Raw genomic sequence first — 21,363 nt, forward strand, 5'->3', positions numbered from 1 at the left:
CCTCGGTGTCTTCGGAACTCAAGGGCAAGCACGTCACCGTCGCCGGGCTCGGCGTCTCCGGCGTCCCGGCGGCCAAGGTGCTGCACGGCCTCGGCGCGATCGTCACAGTCGTCAACGACGGTGCCGACGAGCGCGCGCGGGCACAGGCCGCCGAACTGGAGGCGCTCGGCATCACCGTGCGCCTCGGTGACGGCGACACCCTGCCCGAAGGCACCGAGCTGATCGTCACCGCGCCCGGCTGGAAGCCGGACAAGCCGCTGTTCGCGGCGGCGGAGCAGGCGGGCGTCCCCGTCTGGGGCGACGTCGAGCTGGCCTGGCGCCTGCGCGGCCGGGACGGCAGGAAAGCAGCCCCGTGGCTCGCCGTCACGGGCACCAACGGCAAGACCACCACCGTGCAGATGCTCGCCTCGATCCTGAAGGCGGCGGGCCTGCGCACGGCCGCCGTCGGCAACATCGGCGTCTCCCTGCTGGACGCGGTGCTCGGCGAGGAGCAGTACGACGTGCTGGCCGTGGAGCTGTCCAGCTACCAGCTCCACTGGGCGCCGTCGCTGCGCGCCCACTCGGCCGCCGTGCTCAACCTCGCCCCCGACCACCTCGACTGGCACGGCTCCATGGAGGCGTACGCCGCCGACAAGGGGCACATCTACGAGGGCAATCGCGTCGCCTGCGTCTACAACGCCGATGCCACCGACAAGCCGTCCACCGAGGACCTGGTCCGCGAGGCCGACGTCGAGGAGGGCTGCCGGGCCATCGGCTTCACCCTCGGCACGCCGGGGCCCTCCCAACTCGGTGTCGTGGAGGGCATCCTGGTCGACCGTGCCTTCGTCGAGAACCGGCAGAAGAACGCCCAGGAGCTCGCCGAGGTCGCCGACGTCAACCCGCCGGCCCCGCACAACATCGCCAACGCCCTCGCGGCGGCGGCCCTCGCGCGGGCGTACGGCGTCCCCGCCAAGGCCGTACGGGACGGTCTGCGGGCGTTCACCCCGGACGCCCACCGCATCGCGCACGTGGCCGACGTGGACGGGATCGCGTACGTCGACGACTCCAAGGCCACCAACACCCACGCCGCGGAAGCCTCGTTGGCGGCCTACGAGTCGATCGTGTGGATCGCGGGCGGGCTCGCGAAGGGCGCGGCCTTCGACGAGCTGGTCACCAAGTCGGCGCCCCGGCTGCGCGGAGCCGTGCTGATCGGCGCGGACCGCGCGCTGATCCGCGAAGCCCTGGCGCGACACGCCCCGGAAGTACCCGTCGTCGACCTCGACCGGACAGACACTGGGGCGATGCACGCGGCGGTTCGGGAAGCGCGGCGGCTCGCTCAGGCCGGTGACACGGTGCTGCTGGCTCCGGCCTGCGCCTCCATGGACATGTTCACCAACTACAACAAGCGCGGGGACGCTTTCGCGGACGCCGTTCGCGAGCTCGGCTCCGTCGACGGCTGACCCGGGTCCGCCTTGCCCGGCGGCGGTGCCGGGCATATCTGGGAGGGACGCGTGACACGGATGTGGCTGGTGCCCGAGCGGCCGGGGAGCGTTCGCTGCGGAACGTTGTCTTCCGGCATGGCGGGGTGAGCGGCGATGCCCACCAGCCGCACCGGACGGCCTCCGGTCCCACGCGCTCCCAAGCGTCCCGCCGCGCCCCGGCTCGCCCGCGAGAACCGCGTCCTGGCCCTCTACACCCGTGCGCGCAGGGGCTGGGACCGGCCGCTGACCGCTTACTACCTCATCTTCGGCGGCAGCCTGCTGATCACCGTGCTGGGCCTGGTGATGGTCTACTCGGCCTCCCAGATCACCGCGCTCCAGATGTCGCTGCCGGGCTCGTACTTCTTCCGCAAACAGCTGCTGGCCGCCGTGATCGGCGCCGGGCTGCTGTTCGCCGCCTCGCGGATGCCGGTGAAGCTGCACCGGGCCCTGGCCTATCCGATCCTCGCCGGCGCCGTCTTCCTCATGGTCCTGGTGCAGATCCCCGGGATAGGAATGTCGGTCAACGGCAACCAGAACTGGATCGCGATCGGCGGTTCCTTCCAGATCCAGCCCAGCGAGTTCGGCAAGCTGGCCCTCGTCCTGTGGGGCGCGGACCTGCTCGCCCGCAAGCAGGACAAGAAGCTGCTGACCCAGTGGAAGCACATGCTCGTCCCGCTGGTCCCGGCCGCCTTCATGCTGCTCGGGCTGATCATGATCGGCGGCGACATGGGCACGGCGATCATCCTCACGGCGATCCTGTTCGGCCTGCTGTGGCTGGCGGGCGCCCCCACCCGGCTGTTCATCGGCGTCCTGTCGATCGCCGCGGTGCTCGGCACCATCCTCATCACGTCCAGCTCGAACCGCATGGCCCGCCTGCAGTGCCTCGGCGCCACCGAACCCCAGTCCGGTCCCGTCGACTGCTGGCAGGCCGTGCACGGCATCTACGCCCTCGCCTCCGGCGGAATCTTCGGCTCCGGGCTGGGTGCGAGTGTGGAGAAATGGGGCCAACTCCCAGAAGCCCACACTGACTTCATCTTCGCCGTCACCGGTGAGGAACTGGGCCTGGCGGGGACGCTGTCGGTACTCGCCCTCTTCGCGGCTCTAGGCTATGCGGGTATCCGCGTGGCCGGACGCACGGAGGACCCCTTCGTGAGGTATGCCGCGGGAGGTGTGACCACCTGGATCACGGCCCAGGCCGTGATCAACATCGGTGCGGTGCTCGGTCTGCTGCCGATCGCCGGCGTCCCCCTCCCGCTGTTCTCCTACGGGGGATCCGCCCTGCTGCCGACCATGTTCGCCATCGGGTTGCTGATCGCCTTCGCGCGCGACGAGCCCGCTGCGCGGGCGGCGCTTGCGATGCGGCAACCCCGCTTTGGTAGAAAGCGGGGGGCTGGGGGAAACGGTTCCGGTCGGAGTCCCCGGAGATGGAACACGATGCGACGGCGCGCCTCGGCGGCGCGCTCGTCCGGAGAGCGGTGAATTTCGGTGCATGTCGTACTCGCCGGCGGAGGAACCGCGGGCCACATCGAGCCCGCGCTCGCCCTCGCGGACGCCCTGCGCAGGCAGGATCCGACCGTGGGTATCACGGCCCTGGGCACGGAGCGAGGCCTGGAGACCCGTCTCGTACCCGAGCGCGGGTACGAACTCGCGCTGATCCCCGCCGTACCGCTGCCACGCAAGCCCACCCCCGAGCTGATCACCGTCCCGGGCCGGCTGCGCGGCACCATCAAGGCGACCGAGCAGATCCTGGAGCGCACCAAGGCGGACGCCGTGGTCGGCTTCGGCGGCTACGTCGCCCTGCCCGGCTACCTCGCGGCCAAGCGCCTCGGCGTGCCGATCATCATCCACGAGGCCAACGCCCGCCCGGGCCTGGCCAACAAGATCGGCTCGCGCTACGCCAGCCAGGTCGCCGTCTCCACCCCGGACAGCAAGCTGCGGGGGGCCCGCTACATCGGCATCCCGCTGCGCCGCTCCATCGCCACCCTCGACCGGGCCGCCGTGCGCCCCGAGGCCCGTGCCGCCTTCGGGCTCGACCCGAACCTGCCCACGCTGCTGGTCACCGGCGGCTCCCAGGGCGCCCGCCGCCTCAACGAGGTCGTGCAGACGGTCGCGCCCTGGCTCCAGCAGGCCGGAATCCAGATCCTGCACGCGGTCGGCCCGAAGAACGAACTGCCGCGGGTCCAGCAGATGCCGGGGATGCCCCCCTACATCCCGGTAAGTTACCTGGACCGGATGGACCTCGCGTACGCAGCGGCCGACATGATGCTGTGCCGCGCGGGCGCGATGACCGTCGCCGAGCTCTCCGCCGTCGGGCTCCCGGCCGCCTACGTCCCGCTGCCCATCGGCAACGGCGAACAGCGGCTCAACGCCCAGCCTGTGGTCAAGGCCGGCGGCGGCCTGCTGGTCGACGACGCGGAGCTGACCCCCGAGTGGGTCCAGCAGAACGTCCTGCCCGTGCTCGCCGACCCGCACCGGCTGTACCAGATGTCCCGCAGCGCCGCCGAGTTCGGCCGCCGGGACGCCGACGACCTGCTCGTCGGCATGGTGTACGAGGCGATCGCCGCCAGTCGTGCACAGCGATAGGACTGTATGACGGGAGGCAGGGAGCGTGGCCGGATCGACCACCGCCGAGCGCGGTGAACGCCAGCAGGAGTCGTCCGGCCCGCCGCCCCGCCTGCGGTCGAGGCGGGCCCGGCTTCGCGCGATCGTCATCCTGGGTCTCGTCCTGGTGTTCCTCGGTATTCCGACGGCATGGCTGTTCTACGGCTCCGACTGGCTGCGCGCCGAGCACGTCTCCGTGTCGGGGACACGGGTCCTGACGCAGGCTCAGGTCGAGGCGGCCGCGGACGTCCCCCTCGGGGAGCCGCTGATTTCCGTCGACACCGATGCGATCGAGACGAGACTGCGTCAAAAATTGCCCCGAATTGACTCGGTTGACGTGGCCCGTTCCTGGCCCCATGGAATCGACCTGAAAGTGGTCGAGCGGACTCCGGTTCTGATTGTCCAAAAGGGCCGAAAGTTCGTCGAAGTGGACGATGAAGGTGTCCGTTTCGCCACGGTTTCCAAGGCCCCGAAAGGCGTGCCCGCACTGCAATTGACGCTCTCCCGGTCCAGCTCCGCCGCCGCGAGCCTGCGCCGCTTCGGCGAGTCCCGGCTGGTGCGCGAGGCGGTCGGCGTCGCGCGTGCCGTACCGGCCGCCGTCGCACGCGAAACACGGACCGTCAAGGTCCGTTCCTACGACGACATCTCGCTGGAGTTGCGGGACGGCCGCACGGTCGCCTGGGGAAGCAGCGAGAAGGGCGCCGCGAAGGCCCGTACGCTCACCGCCCTGATGAAAGCCTCGCCCGGCGCGCGGTACTTCGACGTGACTGTTCCCACCGCGCCTGCGTCATCAGGGAGTTGACGCACATCCGCGCAGGCCAGCACCCTGGTTGGGCAGTGCTACGGCTGATCACATAGGGTGAAAAGAAAAACGGGAGGTTCGGCGTGTTCGTTGAACGTGCGCCACTTGTCGACTTAGTGTCCTGTTCAGAAGACTCCAAGGAACAGACACACTGGTAACCCTAAACTTCAGGGTTAGGGTTCGGGTCGGCGATACGGACCGTCCCATTCGGCATCAGTCGTCGGGTCGCGGGGCGCAGTGCGCCACGGTGATTCGGCGACACGTAACTCGAGGCGAGAGGCCTTCGACGTGGCAGCACCGCAGAACTACCTCGCAGTCATCAAAGTCATCGGTGTCGGCGGCGGTGGTGTCAATGCCATCAACCGGATGATCGAGGTCGGTCTCAAGGGCGTCGAGTTCATCGCCATCAACACCGACGCGCAAGCTCTGTTGATGAGCGACGCCGACGTCAAGCTGGACGTCGGCCGTGAACTCACCCGCGGACTCGGCGCCGGAGCCAACCCGGCCGTGGGCCGCAAGGCCGCCGAGGACCACCGCGAGGAGATCGAGGAGGTCCTCAAGGGGGCCGACATGGTCTTCGTGACAGCCGGTGAAGGCGGCGGCACCGGCACCGGCGGCGCGCCCGTCGTGGCCAACATCGCCCGCTCGCTCGGTGCCCTCACCATCGGTGTGGTCACGCGCCCGTTCACCTTCGAGGGACGGCGCCGCGCGAACCAGGCCGAGGACGGCATCGCCGAGCTCCGTGAAGAGGTCGACACCCTCATCGTCATCCCGAACGACCGGCTGCTGTCCATCTCGGACCGGCAGGTCTCGGTGCTGGACGCCTTCAAGTCGGCCGACCAGGTCCTGCTCTCCGGTGTCCAGGGCATCACCGACCTCATCACCACCCCGGGCCTCATCAACCTCGACTTCGCCGACGTCAAGTCGGTCATGTCCGAGGCGGGCTCGGCACTGATGGGCATCGGCTCGGCCCGCGGCGACGACCGCGCCGTGGCCGCCGCCGAGATGGCGATCTCCTCGCCGCTGCTGGAGGCGTCCATCGACGGCGCCCGCGGTGTGCTGCTCTCCATCTCCGGTGGCTCGGACCTCGGTCTGTTCGAGATCAACGAGGCGGCCCAGCTGGTGAGCGAGGCCGCCCACCCCGAGGCCAACATCATCTTCGGCGCGGTGATCGACGATGCCCTCGGCGACGAGGTCCGGGTCACCGTGATCGCCGCCGGCTTCGACGGCGGCCAGCCCCCGTCCAAGCGGGACAACGTCCTCGGCTCGTCCTCGGTCAAGCGCGAGGAGCCGGCCCCGGCACGGCAGCCCGAGAGCCGCCCGTCCTTCGGTTCCCTCGGCAGCGTGACCCCGAAGGAGGACCCGGAGCCCGTTCCGGAGCCGGTCAGCGACATCCCGGTCGCCCCGCCGGTCCCGCCGGCGCCGCGGACCTACTCGGACAGCGCGGCCGAGGAACTGGACGTACCGGACTTCCTCAAGTGATCCTTCTGACGTGACAGGACAGCGCGAAAGCGTGAGCGGCGCCCACTTCGCCTTCACCGACCGGTGGGGCGGGGTGAGCGCCGCTCCGTATGAGGAGCTCAATCTCGGCGGTGCGGTCGGTGACGACCCGGACGCCGTACGCACCAACCGCGAACTGGCCGCCAAGTCCCTGGGCGTCGAGCCGGACCGGGTGGTCTGGATGAACCAGGTGCACGGGGCCGAGGTGGCGGTGGTGGACGGGCCGTGGGGATCTTCGCTCGAGATCCCGTCGGTCGACGCGATCGTCACGACGCGGCGGGGGCTCGCCCTCGCCGTGCTCACCGCCGACTGCGTGCCCGTACTGCTCGCCGACCCCGTCGCCGGGATCGCCGCCGCGGCCCACGCGGGCCGGCCCGGCATGATCGCCGGAGTCGTCCCGGCCGCGCTACGCGCGATGACGGACCTGGGCGCCGAGCCCTCCCGGGTCGTCGCCCGCACAGGCCCCACCGTCTGCGGCCGGTGTTACGAAGTGCCCGAGGCGATGCGCGCCGAGGTGTCCGCCATCGAGCCGGCGGCGTACGCCGATACGAGCTGGGGCACGCCGGCGGTCGACGTGAGTGCCGGAGTGCACGCGCAACTGGAACGGCTCGGGGTGTGTGACCGGGCGCAGTCGCCGGTGTGCACGCTGGAGTCCGACGATCACTTCTCGTACCGCCGCGACCGCACCACCGGTCGGCTCGCGGGCTATGTGTGGCTGGACTGATAGGGCATGACGGACCGTAAGGACGAAATCGCCGGGAATCTGGCGAAAGTTGAGCGGCGCATCGCCGACGCGTGCGCGGCCGCGGGGCGGGGGCGCGAAGAGGTGACCCTGATCGTGGTCACCAAGACCTACCCCGCGACCGATGTGCGGATCCTCTCGGAACTCGGTGTGCGGCACGTCGCCGAGAACCGTGACCAGGACGCGGCACCGAAGGCCGCCTCCTGCGCGGATTTGCCCCTTACTTGGCATTTTGTCGGTCAACTCCAGACCAACAAGGTGCGATCCGTGGTCGGTTACGCGGACTTCGTGCAGTCCGTCGATCGTTCCAAGCTCGTCGCAGCTCTGTCGAAGGAGGCCGTCCGCGCCGGGCGGGAGCTGGGGTGCCTCATCCAGGTCGCACTCGACGCCGGTGAGAACGGGCGGGGTGAGCGGGGAGGCGTGGCGCCCGCGGGAATCGAAGAGTTGGCCGACCTCGTCGCGGAAGCGCCGGGGCTGTGGCTCGGCGGACTGATGACCGTCGCACCGCTCACCGGGGAGTACGCGGGACGCGAACAGGCGGCGTTCGGGCGGTTGATGGATTTGTCGACTGACCTGCGCCGGAGTCATCCGGCTGCCACCATGGTCTCGGCAGGGATGAGTGCGGACCTCGAACAGGCCGTGGCGGCCGGAGCGACACATGTACGCGTCGGCAGCGCGGTACTCGGAGTCCGCCCCGGGCTCGGGTAACGTCGCCAGGAAGTCGGACCACAGCAGAAAATATGGTCATTGCCGCCGATAGGCGGATTCAAGGACCTCGTGGATCGCGGGCACTTGGCAGTCGTCAGCCGATCCACCACAGAGCGGAGGACTCAGAGCATGGCCGGCGCGATGCGCAAGATGGCGGTCTACCTCGGCCTCGTGGAGGACGATGGGTACGACGGCCGCGGATTCGACCCCGACGACGACTTCGAACCAGAACTGGACCCGGAGCCCGAGCGGGACCACCGACGGCACGAGCCGTCCCACCAGCCGCACGGCTCACATCAGCCCCAAAGGGACGAAGAGGTACGAGTCGTACAGCCGCCCGCACCTCGTGAACCGGCCGCCCGTTCCGCTTCGCTACCCGCGGAATCCGGCCGCCCGGCGCGCATCGCGCCCGTGGCATCCATCACACAAGAACGCGCAAGTCTGGAGAAGAACGCACCGGTGATCATGCCCAAGGTCGTGTCCGAACGAGAGCCTTACCGGATCACCACGCTTCACCCACGGACCTACAACGAGGCCCGTACCATCGGGGAACACTTCCGTGAAGGCACTCCGGTGATCATGAATCTGACTGAGATGGATGACACAGATGCGAAGCGACTTGTCGACTTTGCGGCCGGTTTGGTGTTTGGTCTTCACGGCAGTATCGAGCGGGTGACGCAGAAGGTGTTCCTGTTGTCGCCTGCTAACGTCGATGTCACGGCGGAGGACAAGGCCCGCATCGCAGAGGGCGGGTTCTTCAACCAGAGCTGAGACGTAACACCGGAAGCAGCAGTAACAGCAGGGCACAGGGGAGAGGGAAGCAAGAGGTCATGAGCGTGGTTTTGGATGTCGTCTACATCGCGCTGATGTGCTTCCTCATCGTGCTCATCTTCCGGTTGGTCATGGACTACGTCTTCCAGTTCGCCCGCTCATGGCAACCAGGCAAGGCGATGGTGGTCGTTCTGGAGGCCACCTACACTGTCACGGATCCACCGCTCAAGCTTCTGCGGCGGTTCATTCCGCCGCTGCGTCTCGGGGGCGTGGCGCTCGACCTGTCCTTCTTCGTGCTGATGATCATCGTCTACATCCTGATCTCGATCGTGAGCCGGCTGTGAGCGATGTGAACTACGGTCTTGCCGAATGCCGACGACTACGTTGAGGTGAAGAGATGCCGTTGACCCCCGAGGACGTGCGGAACAAGCAGTTCACGACCGTCCGCCTCCGAGAAGGCTATGACGAGGACGAGGTCGATGCCTTCCTCGACGAGGTCGAAGCCGAACTGACCCGCCTACTCCGCGAGAACGAGGACCTGCGTGCCAAGCTGGCCGCGGCCACGCGCGCTGCTGCCCAGAACCAGCAGAACATGCGCAAGCCTCCGGAGCAGCAGCAGGATCAGCAGCAACAACAACAGCAGCAACAGCAGCAGCAGGGCATGCGCGGTCCTGGTGGTCCCGTACCCGCCGGCATATCGGGCCCGCCGCAGCAGCAGATGGGTGGCCCCATGGGTGGTCCGCCCCAGCTGCCGAGCGGTGCCCCGCAGCTGCCCGCCGGTCCCGGCGGTCAGGGTGGCCCGCAGGGTCCCGGTCCGATGGGCCAGGGTCCGGGCGGTCCCGGCCCGATGGGTCAGCCCCCCATGCAGCAGCAGATGGGTGGTCCGATGGGCGGCCCCATGGGCGGTCCGATGGGCGGCCCCGGTCAAGGAGGCCCCGGTGGCGACAGCGCCGCCCGTGTCCTCTCGCTGGCCCAGCAGACCGCCGACCAGGCGATCGCCGAGGCCCGTTCCGAAGCCAACAAGATCGTCGGCGAGGCGCGTTCGCGCGCCGAGGGTCTGGAGCGTGACGCCCGTGCCAAGGCCGATGCCCTGGAGCGGGACGCGCAGGAGAAGCACCGTGTCGCGATGGGCTCCCTGGAGTCCGCCCGCGCCACGCTGGAGCGCAAGGTCGAGGACCTGCGCGGCTTCGAGCGCGAGTACCGCACGCGCCTGAAGTCGTACCTGGAGTCGCAGCTGCGTCAGCTGGAGACCCAGGCCGACGACTCGCTGGCCCCGCCGCGTACTCCGGCGACCGCCTCCCTCCCGCCGTCCCCGGCGCCTTCCATGGCACCGGCCGGCGCGAGCGCCCCGTCGTACGGCGGTGGCAACCAGACGATGGGCGGCGGCCCCTCGCCGTCCGGTCCGTCCTACGGCGGTCAGCAGCAGATGTCCCCGGCGATGACCCAGCCCATGGCGCCGGTGCGTCCGCAGGGCCCGTCGCCGATGGGTCAGGCGCCCTCGCCCATGCGGGGCTTCCTGATCGACGAGGATGACAACTGACGGCCTGATGGCCAGTAGTACGGCGTAGACATCGGCAGCGTTCAGGGCGAGGCCCCGGGTTCCCTCCCGGGGCCTCGCCCGTTTGGTACGCGCGTTCGTGCGCACGTAACCGCGTTCGTGCGCACGCAACGCCGAAGGCCCGGACCCACCAAGATTTTTGGCGGGTCCGGGCCTTCGGCCTGAGGGTTACGCCTTGCGCAGGCGGAACGTCAGCGACAGACCCTCGTCGGTGAAGGGCGCGCCGTACGAGTCGTCCGCCTCGCCCTGGGCGAAGGCCGTCGCCAGGACCTCGTCGGCGATCAGGCCGGCGTGGTCGGTGAGCGCCGCGACCGTTGCCGGGTCCGTGGCGGTCCAGCGCAGTGCGATGCGGTCGGCCACGTCGAGGCCGCTGTTCTTGCGGGCCTCCTGGATCAGGCGGATCGCGTCACGGGCCAGGCCCGCACGGCGGAGCTCCTCCGTGATCTCCAGGTCCAGGGCGACCGTCGCGCCCGCGTCGGACGCCACCGACCAGCCCTCACGAGGCGTCTCGGTGATGATCACCTCGTCGGGGGCCAGCGTGATGGTCTCGCCGTCGACCTCCACCGACGCCGTGCCCTCGCGCAGGGCCAGGGACAGGGCGGCCGCGTCCGCGTTCGCGACGGCCTTGGCCACGTCCTGGACGCGCTTGCCGAAACGCTTGCCCAGCGCGCGGAAATTGGCCTTCGCGGTGGTGTCCACCAGGGAGCCGCCGACCTCGCTCAGCGTCGCCAGGGACTCGACGTTCAGCTCCTCCGTGATCTGCGTGCGCAGTTCCGCGTCGAGCGTCTCGAAGCCCGTCGCCGCGATCAGGGCACGGGAGAGCGGCTGACGCGTCTTGACGCCCGACTCCGCGCGCGTGGCCCGGCCCAGCTCCACGAGCCGGCGCACCAGCACCATCTGCTTCGACAGCTGCGGGTCGATGGCGGTGAGGTCCGCCTCGGGCCAGGTCGACAGGTGGACCGACTCCGGGGCGCCCGGGGTGACCGGAACGATCAGGTCCTGCCACACCCGCTCGGTGATGAACGGGGTCAGCGGGGCCATCAGCTGCGTCACCGTCTCGACGACCTCGTGCAGCGTGCGCAGCGCGGCCTTGTCGCCCTGCCAGAAGCGGCGGCGGGAGCGGCGCACGTACCAGTTCGACAGGTCGTCGACGAACGCGGACAGCAGCTTGCCGGCGCGCTGGGTGTCGTAGGCGTCGAGGGCCTGGGTGACCTGGTCGGTGAGCGCGTGCAGTTCGGACAGCAGCCAGCGGTCCAGGACCGGGCGGTCCGCCGGGGCCGGGTCGGCCTCGGACGGGGCCCAGCCCGACGTGCGGGCGTACAGGGCCTGGAAGGCGACCGTGTTCCAGTACGTGAGGAGCGTCTTGCGGACGACCTCCTGGATCGTGCCGTGGCCCACGCGGCGGGCCGCCCAGGGGGAGCCGCCGGCGGCCATGAACCAGCGGACCGCGTCCGCGCCGTGCCGGTCCATGAGCGGGATCGGCTCCAGGGTGTTGCCCAGGTGCTTGGACATCTTGCGGCCGTCCTCGGCGAGGATGTGGCCGAGGCAGACCACGTTCTCGTACGAGGACTTGTCGAAGACCAGCGTGCCGACCGCCATCAGCGTGTAGAACCAGCCGCGGGTCTGGTCGATGGCCTCGCAGATGAACTGCGCCGGGTAACGCGCCTCGAAGATCTCCTTGTTCTTGTACGGGTAGCCCCACTGCGCGAACGGCATCGAACCCGAGTCGTACCAGGCGTCGATCACCTCCGGCACGCGCGTGGCCGTCTTCCCGCAGCCCTCCTGCGGACAGGCGAAGGTGACCTCGTCGATGAACGGGCGGTGCGGGTCCAGGCCCGACTGGTCCGTGCCGGTCAGCTCGGTCAGCTCGGTGAGGGAGCCGACGCAGGTGAGGTGGTCGTCCTCGCAGCGCCAGATCGGCAGCGGCGTGCCCCAGTAGCGGTTGCGGGACAGCGCCCAGTCGATGTTGTTGTTCAGCCAGTCGCCGTACCGGCCGTTCTTGACCGTGTCCGGGAACCAGTTGGTGTTCTCGTTCTCCGCGAGGAGGCGGCCCTTGATCTCCGTGGTGCGGATGTACCAGGAGGGCTGCGCGTAGTAGAGCAGCGCGGTGTGGCAGCGCCAGCAGTGCGGGTAGCTGTGCTCGTACGGGATGTGCTTGAAGAGCAGGCCGCGCTGCTGGAGGTCCTCGGTGAGCTTTTCGTCCGCCTTCTTGAAGAAGACGCCGCCGACGAGGGGGACGTCCTCCTCGAACGTGCCGTCCGGGCGGACCGGGTTCACGACCGGCAGGCCGTACGAGCGGCAGACCTTGAGGTCGTCCTCACCGAAGGCGGGGGACTGGTGGACCAGACCCGTACCGTCCTCGGTGGTGACGTACTCGGCGTTCACGACGTAGTGCGTGCCGCCCTCGGTCTCCGGGAACTCGACCAGCTCGAACGGCCGCTGGTACGTCCAGCGCTCCAGCTCGGCGCCCGTGAACGTCTGGCCGGTGGTCTCCCAGCCCTCGCCGAGGGCCTTGGCGACGAGCGGCTCGGCGACGACGAGCTTCTCCTCGCCGTCGGTCGCCACGACGTAGGTCACCTCGGGGTGCGCGGCGACCGCCGTGTTGGAGACGAGCGTCCAGGGCGTGGTCGTCCACACCAGGAGCGCGGCCTCGCCGGCCAGCGGGCCGGAGGTGAGTGGGAAGCGGACGAAGACCGATGGGTCGACGACCGTCTCGTAGCCCTGCGCCAGCTCGTGGTCCGACAGGCCCGTGCCGCAGCGGGGGCACCAGGGGGCGACGCGGTGGTCCTGGGCCAGCAGACCCTTGTTGAAGATCTCCTTGAGCGACCACCAGACCGACTCGATGTACGCGGGGTCCATGGTGCGGTAGGGCTCGGTGAGGTCGGTCCAGTAGCCCATGCGGGTCGTGAGCTCTTCGAAGGCGTCCGTGTGCCGGGTCACCGACTCGCGGCACTTGGCGTTGAACTCGGCGATGCCGTACGCCTCGATGTCCTGCTTGCCGGAGAAGCCGAGCTCCTTCTCCACGGTGAGCTCCACCGGGAGGCCGTGGCAGTCCCAGCCGGCCTTGCGGGACACGTGGTAGCCGCGCATGGTTCGGAAGCGAGGGAAGACGTCCTTGAAGACGCGGGCCTCGATGTGGTGGGCGCCGGGCATGCCGTTGGCGGTGGGCGGGCCCTCGTAGAACACCCATTCGGGGCGGCCCTCGGACTGCTCCAGGCTCTTGGCGAAGATCTTCTGCTCGCGCCAGAAGTCGAGCACGGCGTGCTCGAGGGCGGGCAGGTCGACCTGGGCGGGTACCTGGCGATACGTCGGCGATGTCATCAGCGGGCTTCCTCCGGCGGACTTGCTGCCTTCCGTCCGGAGGGACGAGAGCTACGTCTGCCTGCGCCGCCTTCGGCGCGCTCCCGCGGTACCACCCTCCTTGGCTCTCCGGTGCGGGGTGTGCGCCGGTGAGCCCCCTCATTGGGGTCGCGATGCCGGTTCTACCGACCCTGGGTGGCCCGTGGGCGGAGCCCACTGTCCAAGGCTTTCTTCCGGCGGCTCCGGGGTGATCTTCACGTCGCGCTCGCCCCCGGGCTTCCACCGTCCCCGGGTCGCTCTGGGCTGCGTACGCCGCTACTCGTCCCCATCCACGCTTCTCGCTCCGCCCAGTGTACGGCGCCGCGCGGACCCCGGCCGACCGCTTTTTCGGGGCGGCAGGGGACAGAGAGCCGTGAGAGACGCCGTAATGGATGGCGTATGGGTTTGATGACCCGAATGGCGAGGTATGGGTGTTCGGATCCTGGGACGTCCGGCTCGGCGGATTACCGGGCGGGGAGCTGGGCACAACGGATGCAGGTTCGCCGCGCGGCGTGCGCGAGGCGGGCGAATCGGGCGGTGTGCCCCGTTGCCGCGGGACTCAAGTCGATTTATCGTCCCAGAACGATTCGCGAGCAAGATCACAATATGTGAAGGGGCCGCGGCCATGGTGGCGAAGAAGACCGCCGTACAGCAGCCGGCGTCCGGCAGGTCCGCGGAGGCCTCCGGCGGTGCGGCCAAGGACGTGGGCGGGAAGAAGACCACGCAGGGGGGCTCGGCGAGGCGGGTGGCGAAGGGGGCGGCCGGGAAGGCGACCGAGGGGACGAAGGCGGCTGTCAAGAAGACGAAGGCGGCTGTCAAGAAGGTGACGGGCAAGAAGGCCGTGGCCGAGACGGCGGTGGCCGAGGCCGAGAAAGCCGTCACCGAGAAGGTCGCGACGAAGGAGGCCGGGGCCAAGGCTCCGGCCGAGAAGACGACCGACGGGAGCTCGGCGGCCAAGAAGGCGGCAGCCAGGAAGACGGCGGCCGAGAAGGCGGCAGCCAGGAAGACGGCGGCCAAGAAGGCCACGGCCGAAAAGGCCTCGGCCAAGAAGGCGGCGGCCAAGGAGACGGCGCTCAAGGGGGCGGCAGCCAGGAAGACGGCAGCCAAGAAGGCCGCGGCCGAGAAAGACCCGGTCAGGAAGACGGCGGCCGAGAAGGCGGCGGCCGGAGAGACGGCGGCAGCCACAGGGGCGGCGGCCGAGAAGGCGGCAGTCGCGGAGGCGGCAGCCGGGAAGCCGGCGGCCAAGAAAGCGGCGGCCAAGGGGGCGGCGGAAAAGAAGGCCGCTGTCAGGAGGGCGAAGGTTGCCAAGGTCGGCGCCGTGAAGAAGGGCGCCGAGGCCGAGGGCGTTCGCGCCGGAGGCGAGAGCACCACCACGAAGGGCCGGGTCGGGAAGCGCACTGCCCGGACCGGCGCGGTCACACAGGACACGGCCGGGAGCAGCACGGCCAAGAAGGCGGGTGCGGCCGAGGCCGCGCAGCAGACGGGAGCGACGACGGTGGGTGCGAAGAAGACTCCTGGCACGGCGACGGCGGCCAAGACCGCTGTGCCGAAGGCACGGGGCACCGCGGCGGAGCCGGGCGAGCTCGCGGTACGCCCGGGCGAGGACCCCTGGACGGAGACGGAGGTCGAGGAGGCGCGTGCCGAGCTGACGTCCGAGGAGACCCGGCTGCGTGAGGAGCTCGAGTCGTCGGAGCGGTCGCTCGCCGGTCTGATGCGGGACTCCGGGGAGGGCGCCGGTCACGACGAGGCGGACACCGGCAGCAAGAACATCACCCGCGAGCACGAGCTGGCACTGGCCGCCAACGCGCGCGAGATGCTCGTCCAGACCGAGCGCGCCCTGGAACGCCTCGACGCCGGTACCTACGGCCTGTGCGAGAACTGCGGCAACCCCATCGGCAAGGCCCGCATGCAGGCCTTCCCGCGGGCCACCCTGTGCGTGGAGTGCAAGCAGAAGCAGGAGCGCCGGTACTGACCGGCCGCCGGATGCCTCCTGAGCACCTGGGACGGCCGGGGTGTGCCGTACCCTCGTCCTCAGTCAGGCACCTAGGTTGAGGGACTCACGTGGCAGAGGCGGAGCGCATCATCGGTACGCCGGACACACCGGACGCGGCCGGTAACGGGCGGGAGCGGCCAGGCGAGGACGCGGCGCCGGGCGAGCGCGCCGACTCCGAGGGCACCCTGGCCCCGGTCGGCGGGTCCGGCTCCGACGAGGCGGCGGCCGCCGGGGCGTCCGGCACGGATGGGCCGGCGACGGCCGGGCGGCCCCGGGGCAAGCGCCGGATCGCGGTCCTGTTCGCGGTCGCCACGTTCGCGTACGCCCTCGACCTGATCAGCAAGATGATCGTGGTGGCCAAGCTGGAGCACCACCCGCCGATCGAGATCATCGGGGACTGGCTGAAGTTCGAGGCGATCCGCAACGCGGGCGCGGCCTTCGGCTTCGGCGAGGCCTTCACGGTGATCTTCACCATGATCGCGGCGGCGGTGATCGTGGTGATCGCCCGGCTGGCCCGCAAGCTCTACAGCCTGCCCTGGGCGATCGCGCTCGGCCTGCTGCTCGGCGGTGCGCTGGGCAACCTCACCGACCGGATCTTCCGGGCGCCGGGCGTCTTCGAGGGCGCGGTCGTGGACTTCATCGCGCCCAAGCACTTCGCCGTCTTCAACCTGGCGGACTCGGCGATCGTGTGCGGGGGCATCCTGATCGTGCTGTTGTCGTTCAAGGGGCTCGATCCTGACGGGACCGTCCACAAGGACTGAGCCCGCGAGGGGTTGTCCACAGGCTCCGTACGGGGCTGTCGGACCCGTCCGGCATACTCGACGGGTGAGCACGATTCCCGAGATCCGTACCCTGCCCGTGCCCGACGGACTGGAGGGCGAGCGCGTCGACGCCGCCATCTCCCGTATGTTCGGCTTCTCCCGGACCAAGGCGGCCGAGCTCGCCGCCGCGGGGAAGGTCACGGTCGACGGATCGGTGGTCGGCAAGTCGGAGCGGGTCCACGGCGGCGCCTGGCTGGAGGTCGAGATGCCCCAGGCGCCCGCGCCGGTGCAGGTGGTGGCCGAGCCGGTCGAGGGCATGGAGATCGTGCACGACGACGATGACGTGGTCGTGATCGTCAAGCCGGTGGGCGTGGCCGCGCACCCGTCGCCGGGCTGGACCGGCCCGACCGTCATCGGGGGCCTCGCCGCCGCCGGGTACCGGATCTCGACGTCCGGGGCCGCGGAGCGCCAGGGCATCGTGCACCGGCTCGACGTCGGCACGTCCGGGCTGATGGTGGTCGCCAAGTCGGAGTACGCGTACACGTCGCTGAAGCGCCAGTTCAAGGAGCGCACGGTCGACAAGCGGTACCACACGCTCGTCCAGGGCCACCCCGACCCGACCAGCGGCACCATCGACGCGCCCATCGGCCGACACCCGCACCACGACTACAAGTGGGCGGTCACGGCCGAGGGCAAGCCGTCCGTCACGCACTACGACCTGATCGAGGCCTTCCGCGCGGCGTCCCTGCTCGACGTGAAGCTGGAGACCGGCCGCACCCACCAGATCCGCGTCCACATGGCCGCCCACCGGCACCCCTGCGTCGGCGACCTGACGTACGGCGCCGACCCGACGCTCGCCAAGCGGCTCCACCTGACCCGCCAGTGGCTGCACGCGGTGCGGCTCGGTTTCGAGCACCCCGGGGACGGCCAGTGGGCCGAGTTCTCCTGCGAGTACCCGGAGGACCTCCAGAAGGCCCTGGACCAGGTCCGGGAGGAGACGTACGCGTGAGCGGGAGGCCGGTGCCGTCGTACGTGGTGCGGGTCGCCGAGGACCCGGCCGACCGTGAGGCGTGCTTCGCGGTGCGCAAGGAGGTCTTCGTCGGCGAGCAGGGCGTGCCGGAGGACATCGAGTACGACGCTTACGACCCGGGGGCCGTCCATGTGCTGGCGGTCCGGGAGGACGGCGTGCCGCTCGGGACCGGGCGGCTGCTGCTCGGGGAGGCGGCCGTGGCGCAGACCGGAGCCGACTCCTCCGTGGGCTCCCTGGGCCGGCTCGCCGTAGCGGCCCACGCGCGCGGTCTCGGTGTCGGCGTCGCCCTGGTGCGGGCCATCGAGGACGCGGCACGCGCGCGTGGTCTCGCGGCCGTGGACCTGCACGCCCAGACGCACGCGCTGGGCTTCTACGAGCGGCTCGGCTACGAGGCGTACGGGCCGGAGTACTTGGAGGCAGGCATTCCGCACCAGGGGATGCGGCGTTCCCTTTAGCCCGTCATGAAGGGTGCCGAAACGGTTTGTCCCGGGAGTTGCGTGGCAGGCTTGAGGTCAGTCGTGTGAACGTTTGACCTTCCGGAGCGCTGACCGTGGATCAGTTGGCCCTGCTGTTCGTGCTGCTGCTCGGGGCCGTGATCAGCGTCCCGGTCGGGGACCGGTTCAGCGTGCCCGCGCCGGTGCTGATGACGCTCCTGGGCATAATCCTCGCGCTGCTCGACTTCGTGCCGAACGTCCAGATCCCGCCGGACCTGATCCTGCCGCTGTTGTTGCCGCCGCTGCTGTACGCCGCGGTGCGGCGCACCTCCTGGCGGCAGTTCGCGGCGAACAAGAGACCGATCTTCCTGCTGGCCGTGGCGCTGGTGTTCGTCACCATGGCCTGTGTGGCGGCCGCGGCCAACGCGATCGTGCCGGGGCTGCCGCTGGCCGCGGCGTTCGCGCTCGGCGCGCTGGTCGCCCCGCCGGACCCGGTCGCGGCGACCGCCGTCGCCGGGCAACTGGGGCTGCCGCGCCGGCTGGTGTCGATCCTGGAGGGCGAGGGGCTGTTCAACGACGTGACGGCCATCGTCCTGTACCACGTGGCGATCGCCGCCGCCGTCAGCGGGACGTTCTCACCCTGGCAGGCCGGTCTCGATCTGGTGCTGTCGGCCGTGGTCGCGGTGGCCGTGGGCCTCGTGCTGGGCTGGGGCGCGAACAAGCTGATGGAACTGCTCGGGGACGCGACCCTCCAGATCGGGCTGACCCTGCTGGTGCCGTACGCCTCGTACGTCATGGCCGAGGAACTGCACGGGTCCGGAGTGCTCGCCGTGCTCACCACCGCGCTGTTCCTCGCGGAGTACGGGTCCGACGCCGACGACGTCATGACGCGGCTGGCCGGGCACACGTTCTGGAACATCGTGGACACGCTCGTCACCGGCGTCGCGTTCGGGCTGGTCGGGCTGGAGCTGCACAACGCGATCCACACGGCGTCCGGCCGGTGGGGCGAGTTGCTCGGGTGGGCGGCGGTGGTCGTCTGCGTGGTCGTGTTCGTCCGGCTGTTGTGGCTGATGCCGGCGACCTGGCTGACGAAGCGGCTGCACGCGCGGCGGGACTACGACGAGGACATCCCGGTGAGCTGGCGCGAGACCGTGGTGATGTGGTGGTCGGGGATGCGGGGGGTGGCCTCGGTCGCGTTGGTGCTGGCCATTCCGCTGGAGACCGACGCGGGGGCGCCGTTCCCCAGCCGGGACGAGATCATCTTCATCGCGTTCGGGGTGATCGTGGTGACGCTGGTGGTGCAGGGGCTGACGTTGCCGTGGCTGGTGCGGTCGCTGGGCGTGCGGGCCGACACGGATGTCGAGAAGGAGTTCGCGAAGGCGCTGGCGATCCGGGCGTCCAAGGCGGCGAAGCGCAGGCTCCGGGAGATCGAGGAGGTCGAGGAGCTGCCGGAGGAGTTGTCCGAGCAGATGATGCGGCGGGCGTTCGACATCGCGGTGCGGATCAGCCCTGAGGTGGCCGAGGACGAGCGGCGGGAGGCTTATCAGGAGCGGGCTCGGCGGCTGAAGCGGGTGCGGCGGATCCAGCAGGAGATGCTGAGCGCGGCGCGGCATGAGGTGCTGGCGGCGCGGAGCGAGCCGGGGGCGGATCCGGAGGTGGTGGACCGGGTGCTGCGGCATCTTGATGTGCGGTCCATGCGGTGAGTTCCGGCTTTCCCCGCCTGGGGGTTGCTTGTCGGGTTGTTCCCCGCCCGCGCGCCGCCCGTAGCTGTCAGCCGAGGGGCCCTGGTTTCCCTCGGGGGTTTCGCCGCTGGCGGCTGACAGGTCGTAGGGGGGCGCGACGGGTGAGGTCCCTGATCGACCTTTTACCGCTCCGGCCTCGTCGAGCCGTGGAAGCGGCGCTGGGGCGGGACGCCGTCCTGGGACGGACGGTGGCCGTTCTGGGACGGCGGCAGGACCGCGTCCGCCGTGTTGACCCGGGGCAGGGCGTACGGATGCTTGTCGGCCAGCCAGCGGACCATCTGCTCGCGGACCGCGACTCGCACCGTCCAGAGGTCGTCCGCGTCCTTGGCGGTCACCAGGGCCCGCACCTGCATGGTGTTCGGGGTGGTGTCCGTGACGGACAGGTCGTAGGCGCGGCCGTCCCAGGCCGGGCACTCGCGCAGGAGGTCGCGGAGCTTCTCGCGCATCCCTTCCACGGGGGCCGTGTGGTCCACGTGCCAGAAGACGATGCCGGTCATCTGCGGGGTGCCGCGCGACCAGTTCTCGAACGGCTTAGACGTGAAGTACGACACCGGCATGGTGATCCGGCGTTCGTCCCAGGTGCGCACGGTCAGGAACGTCAGCGTGATCTCCTCGACCGTGCCCCACTCGCCGTCCACGACGACGGTGTCCCCGATGCGCACCATGTCGCCGAAGGCGATCTGGAACCCCGCGAACATGTTGCTCAGCGTGGACTGCGCGGCGACACCGGCGACGATGCCGAGGATGCCGGCCGAGGCCAGCAGCGAGGCACCCGCCGCGCGGAACGCCGGGAACGTCAGCAGCATGCTCGCCGCTGCCACCACGCCGACGATCGCCGACACCACCCGCATGATCAGCGTCACCTGGGTGCGCACCCGGCGGACCCTGGCCGGGTCGCGGTGGGTCCGGGCATTGGCGTACCGGCTGTACGACGTCTCGACGATCGCCGACGCGATACGGATCACCAGCCAGGCGGCCGACCCGATCAGCACCAGGGTCAGTACCCGGCCGACGGCCTCCTCACGGCTCTCCAGCAGTTGTGCCTCGTCGTACGACCCTCTCAGCAGGGCCGCGCAGAGTACGAGCTGGTAGGGGATGCGGCCACGGCGGAGCAGACCCCACAGCGGGGTCTCGTGGTGCCGTGCGTCGGCCTTGCGCAGCAGGAAGTCGGTGGCCCAGCCGATCACCAGCGTGAGCACGACCGAGCCACCGACCACGATCAGCGGTCGTAGCAGGTTCTCCATGCCTCCGAACCTAACCGGCTCGCGGGGTGCATGAACATGTGACTTCCGCGGCGTCCTGGGTAGTGCCGTGATCCCGGCCCGTCACACCCGGCTGGCACCATGGCCTCATGAACATCATGCTCTTTCACTCGACCCATGGGCTGCGGCCCGCGGTGCTCCAGGCCGCTGACCGGCTGCGTTCGGCCGGACACGAAGTGTGGACGCCCGACCTCTTCGAGGGGCGCACGTTCGAGTCGGTCGAGGAGGGCATGGAACACAAGGAGAAGATCGGCAAGGAGGAGCTGCTGAAGCGGGCCGTGCTGGCCGCCGCGCCCTACTCCGAGCGAGGGCTGGTCTACGCCGGGTTCTCGCTCGGCGCCTCCATCGCGCAGACCCTCGCCCTCGGCGACGACAAGGCGCGCGGACTACTGCTCCTGCATGGCACGTCGGACATCGCGCCGGACGTCTCGGCGTACGACCTGCCGGTCCAGCTGCACGTGGCGGAGCCGGACCCGTTCGAGACGGACGACTGGCTCAGCGCCTGGTACCTCCAGATGGGCCGGACCGGCGCCGACGTCGAGGTGTACCGGTATGCCGGGGCCGGTCACCTCTACACCGACCCCGACCTGCCGGACTACGACGAGGAGGCCGCCGAGGCCACCTGGCGGGTGGCACTCGGCTTCCTCGCATCTCTGTAGC

Annotated in this window: 18 protein-coding genes; 16 read left to right on the forward strand and 2 right to left on the reverse strand. The window is 70.1% G+C overall.

Features of this window, described 5'->3' with window-relative positions; translation table 11 throughout:
* Positions 1–5: 5 nt before the first annotated feature.
* The 10 genes from murD (at position 6) to ACZ6TU_RS09425 (ending at position 10,124) form a co-directional block, all read left to right on the forward strand.
* The gene (gene murD / locus ACZ6TU_RS09380; protein WP_467674214.1) at positions 6–1,439 is read left to right on the forward strand and encodes a UDP-N-acetylmuramoyl-L-alanine--D-glutamate ligase; all 1,434 of its coding nucleotides are present in this window, start codon (positions 6–8) and stop codon (positions 1,437–1,439) included.
* A gap of 135 nt (positions 1,440–1,574) precedes the next feature.
* Positions 1,575–2,939, forward strand: a complete 1,365-nt coding sequence (ftsW, locus tag ACZ6TU_RS09385) for a putative lipid II flippase FtsW (RefSeq protein WP_469547636.1) — start codon at positions 1,575–1,577, stop codon at positions 2,937–2,939.
* Positions 2,940–2,945: 6 nt separating this feature from the next.
* The gene (gene murG / locus ACZ6TU_RS09390) at positions 2,946–4,043 is read left to right on the forward strand and encodes an undecaprenyldiphospho-muramoylpentapeptide beta-N-acetylglucosaminyltransferase (RefSeq protein WP_467674210.1); all 1,098 of its coding nucleotides are present in this window, start codon (positions 2,946–2,948) and stop codon (positions 4,041–4,043) included.
* Positions 4,044–4,068: 25 nt separating this feature from the next.
* Complete coding sequence (locus ACZ6TU_RS09395) at positions 4,069–4,863, forward strand: cell division protein FtsQ/DivIB (RefSeq protein ID WP_469547637.1); 795 nt, start codon at positions 4,069–4,071, stop codon at positions 4,861–4,863.
* Between the two features lie 288 nt (positions 4,864–5,151).
* Complete coding sequence (gene ftsZ / locus ACZ6TU_RS09400; protein ID WP_467674206.1) at positions 5,152–6,345, forward strand: cell division protein FtsZ; 1,194 nt, start codon at positions 5,152–5,154, stop codon at positions 6,343–6,345.
* A gap of 10 nt (positions 6,346–6,355) precedes the next feature.
* The gene (pgeF, locus tag ACZ6TU_RS09405) at positions 6,356–7,087 is read left to right on the forward strand and encodes a peptidoglycan editing factor PgeF (RefSeq protein WP_469547639.1); all 732 of its coding nucleotides are present in this window, start codon (positions 6,356–6,358) and stop codon (positions 7,085–7,087) included.
* A 6-nt stretch (positions 7,088–7,093) separates the two neighbouring features.
* The gene (locus ACZ6TU_RS09410) at positions 7,094–7,813 is read left to right on the forward strand and encodes a YggS family pyridoxal phosphate-dependent enzyme (protein ID WP_467674202.1); all 720 of its coding nucleotides are present in this window, start codon (positions 7,094–7,096) and stop codon (positions 7,811–7,813) included.
* A 129-nt stretch (positions 7,814–7,942) separates the two neighbouring features.
* On the forward strand, positions 7,943–8,584 hold the full coding sequence (locus ACZ6TU_RS09415) for a cell division protein SepF (RefSeq protein ID WP_059416514.1): 642 nt from the start codon (positions 7,943–7,945) through the stop codon (positions 8,582–8,584).
* Between the two features lie 59 nt (positions 8,585–8,643).
* Positions 8,644–8,928 (forward strand): YggT family protein, encoded by a 285-nt coding sequence (locus tag ACZ6TU_RS09420; protein WP_007448661.1) that lies wholly within the window; start codon positions 8,644–8,646, stop codon positions 8,926–8,928.
* A gap of 53 nt (positions 8,929–8,981) precedes the next feature.
* The gene (locus ACZ6TU_RS09425; protein WP_467674198.1) at positions 8,982–10,124 is read left to right on the forward strand and encodes a DivIVA domain-containing protein; all 1,143 of its coding nucleotides are present in this window, start codon (positions 8,982–8,984) and stop codon (positions 10,122–10,124) included.
* 186 nt (positions 10,125–10,310) lie between these two features.
* Here ACZ6TU_RS09425 and ileS read toward each other — a convergent pair whose 3' ends face one another.
* Positions 10,311–13,463, reverse strand: coding sequence for an isoleucine--tRNA ligase (gene ileS, locus ACZ6TU_RS09430; RefSeq protein ID WP_467674196.1), 3,153 nt, complete (start codon positions 13,461–13,463; stop codon positions 10,311–10,313).
* A 643-nt stretch (positions 13,464–14,106) separates the two neighbouring features.
* Between ileS and ACZ6TU_RS09435 the strand changes: the two genes are divergently transcribed.
* The 5 genes from ACZ6TU_RS09435 to ACZ6TU_RS09455 all read left to right on the forward strand — a co-directional run bounded on the left by ACZ6TU_RS09435 (position 14,107) and on the right by ACZ6TU_RS09455 (position 19,402).
* Positions 14,107–15,453, forward strand: a complete 1,347-nt coding sequence (locus tag ACZ6TU_RS09435; RefSeq protein ID WP_469547643.1) for a TraR/DksA family transcriptional regulator — start codon at positions 14,107–14,109, stop codon at positions 15,451–15,453.
* An 89-nt stretch (positions 15,454–15,542) separates the two neighbouring features.
* Positions 15,543–16,235, forward strand: a complete 693-nt coding sequence (lspA, locus tag ACZ6TU_RS09440) for a signal peptidase II (RefSeq protein ID WP_467674192.1) — start codon at positions 15,543–15,545, stop codon at positions 16,233–16,235.
* Between the two features lie 64 nt (positions 16,236–16,299).
* The gene (locus ACZ6TU_RS09445; protein ID WP_467674190.1) at positions 16,300–17,244 is read left to right on the forward strand and encodes an RluA family pseudouridine synthase; all 945 of its coding nucleotides are present in this window, start codon (positions 16,300–16,302) and stop codon (positions 17,242–17,244) included.
* A complete protein-coding gene (locus ACZ6TU_RS09450) occupies positions 17,241–17,720 on the forward strand; it encodes a GNAT family N-acetyltransferase (RefSeq protein WP_469547646.1) in 480 nt (159 codons plus the stop codon). The genes ACZ6TU_RS09445 and ACZ6TU_RS09450 overlap by 4 nt, the downstream gene beginning before the upstream one ends.
* A 95-nt stretch (positions 17,721–17,815) precedes the next feature.
* Positions 17,816–19,402: a Na+/H+ antiporter gene (locus ACZ6TU_RS09455; RefSeq protein WP_467674186.1), complete on the forward strand. Its 1,587-nt coding sequence runs from the start codon at positions 17,816–17,818 to the stop codon at positions 19,400–19,402.
* A 161-nt stretch (positions 19,403–19,563) separates the two neighbouring features.
* On the opposite strand, the gene ACZ6TU_RS09460 is transcribed toward ACZ6TU_RS09455, so the two are convergent.
* On the reverse strand, positions 19,564–20,685 hold the full coding sequence (locus ACZ6TU_RS09460) for a mechanosensitive ion channel family protein (RefSeq protein ID WP_467674184.1): 1,122 nt from the start codon (positions 20,683–20,685) through the stop codon (positions 19,564–19,566).
* Between the two features lie 107 nt (positions 20,686–20,792).
* Here ACZ6TU_RS09460 and ACZ6TU_RS09465 point away from each other — a divergent pair, with 107 nt between their 5' ends.
* On the forward strand, positions 20,793–21,362 hold the full coding sequence (locus tag ACZ6TU_RS09465) for a dienelactone hydrolase family protein (protein ID WP_467674182.1): 570 nt from the start codon (positions 20,793–20,795) through the stop codon (positions 21,360–21,362).
* Position 21,363 lies beyond the last annotated feature (1 nt).

The sequence above is a fragment of the Streptomyces sp. NPDC052064 genome (genome assembly GCF_055585925.1).

Excerpts from the sequence above, each read along its gene's own strand:
- ACZ6TU_RS09425 (WP_467674198.1), top strand. The coding sequence starts at position 8,982 with ATGCCGTTGACCCCCGAGGACGTGCGGAACAAGCAGTTCACGACCGTC.
- ftsW (WP_469547636.1), top strand. The coding sequence starts at position 1,575 with ATGCCCACCAGCCGCACCGGACGGCCTCCGGTCCCACGCGCTCCCAAG.
- ACZ6TU_RS09460 (WP_467674184.1), bottom strand. The coding sequence starts at position 20,685 with ATGGAGAACCTGCTACGACCGCTGATCGTGGTCGGTGGCTCGGTCGTG.
- ACZ6TU_RS09435 (WP_469547643.1), top strand. The coding sequence starts at position 14,107 with ATGGTGGCGAAGAAGACCGCCGTACAGCAGCCGGCGTCCGGCAGGTCC.
- ACZ6TU_RS09415 (WP_059416514.1), top strand. The coding sequence starts at position 7,943 with ATGGCCGGCGCGATGCGCAAGATGGCGGTCTACCTCGGCCTCGTGGAG.
- ACZ6TU_RS09420 (WP_007448661.1), top strand. The coding sequence starts at position 8,644 with ATGAGCGTGGTTTTGGATGTCGTCTACATCGCGCTGATGTGCTTCCTC.
- ileS (WP_467674196.1), bottom strand. The coding sequence starts at position 13,463 with ATGACATCGCCGACGTATCGCCAGGTACCCGCCCAGGTCGACCTGCCC.
- ACZ6TU_RS09410 (WP_467674202.1), top strand. The coding sequence starts at position 7,094 with ATGACGGACCGTAAGGACGAAATCGCCGGGAATCTGGCGAAAGTTGAG.
- ACZ6TU_RS09465 (WP_467674182.1), top strand. The coding sequence starts at position 20,793 with ATGAACATCATGCTCTTTCACTCGACCCATGGGCTGCGGCCCGCGGTG.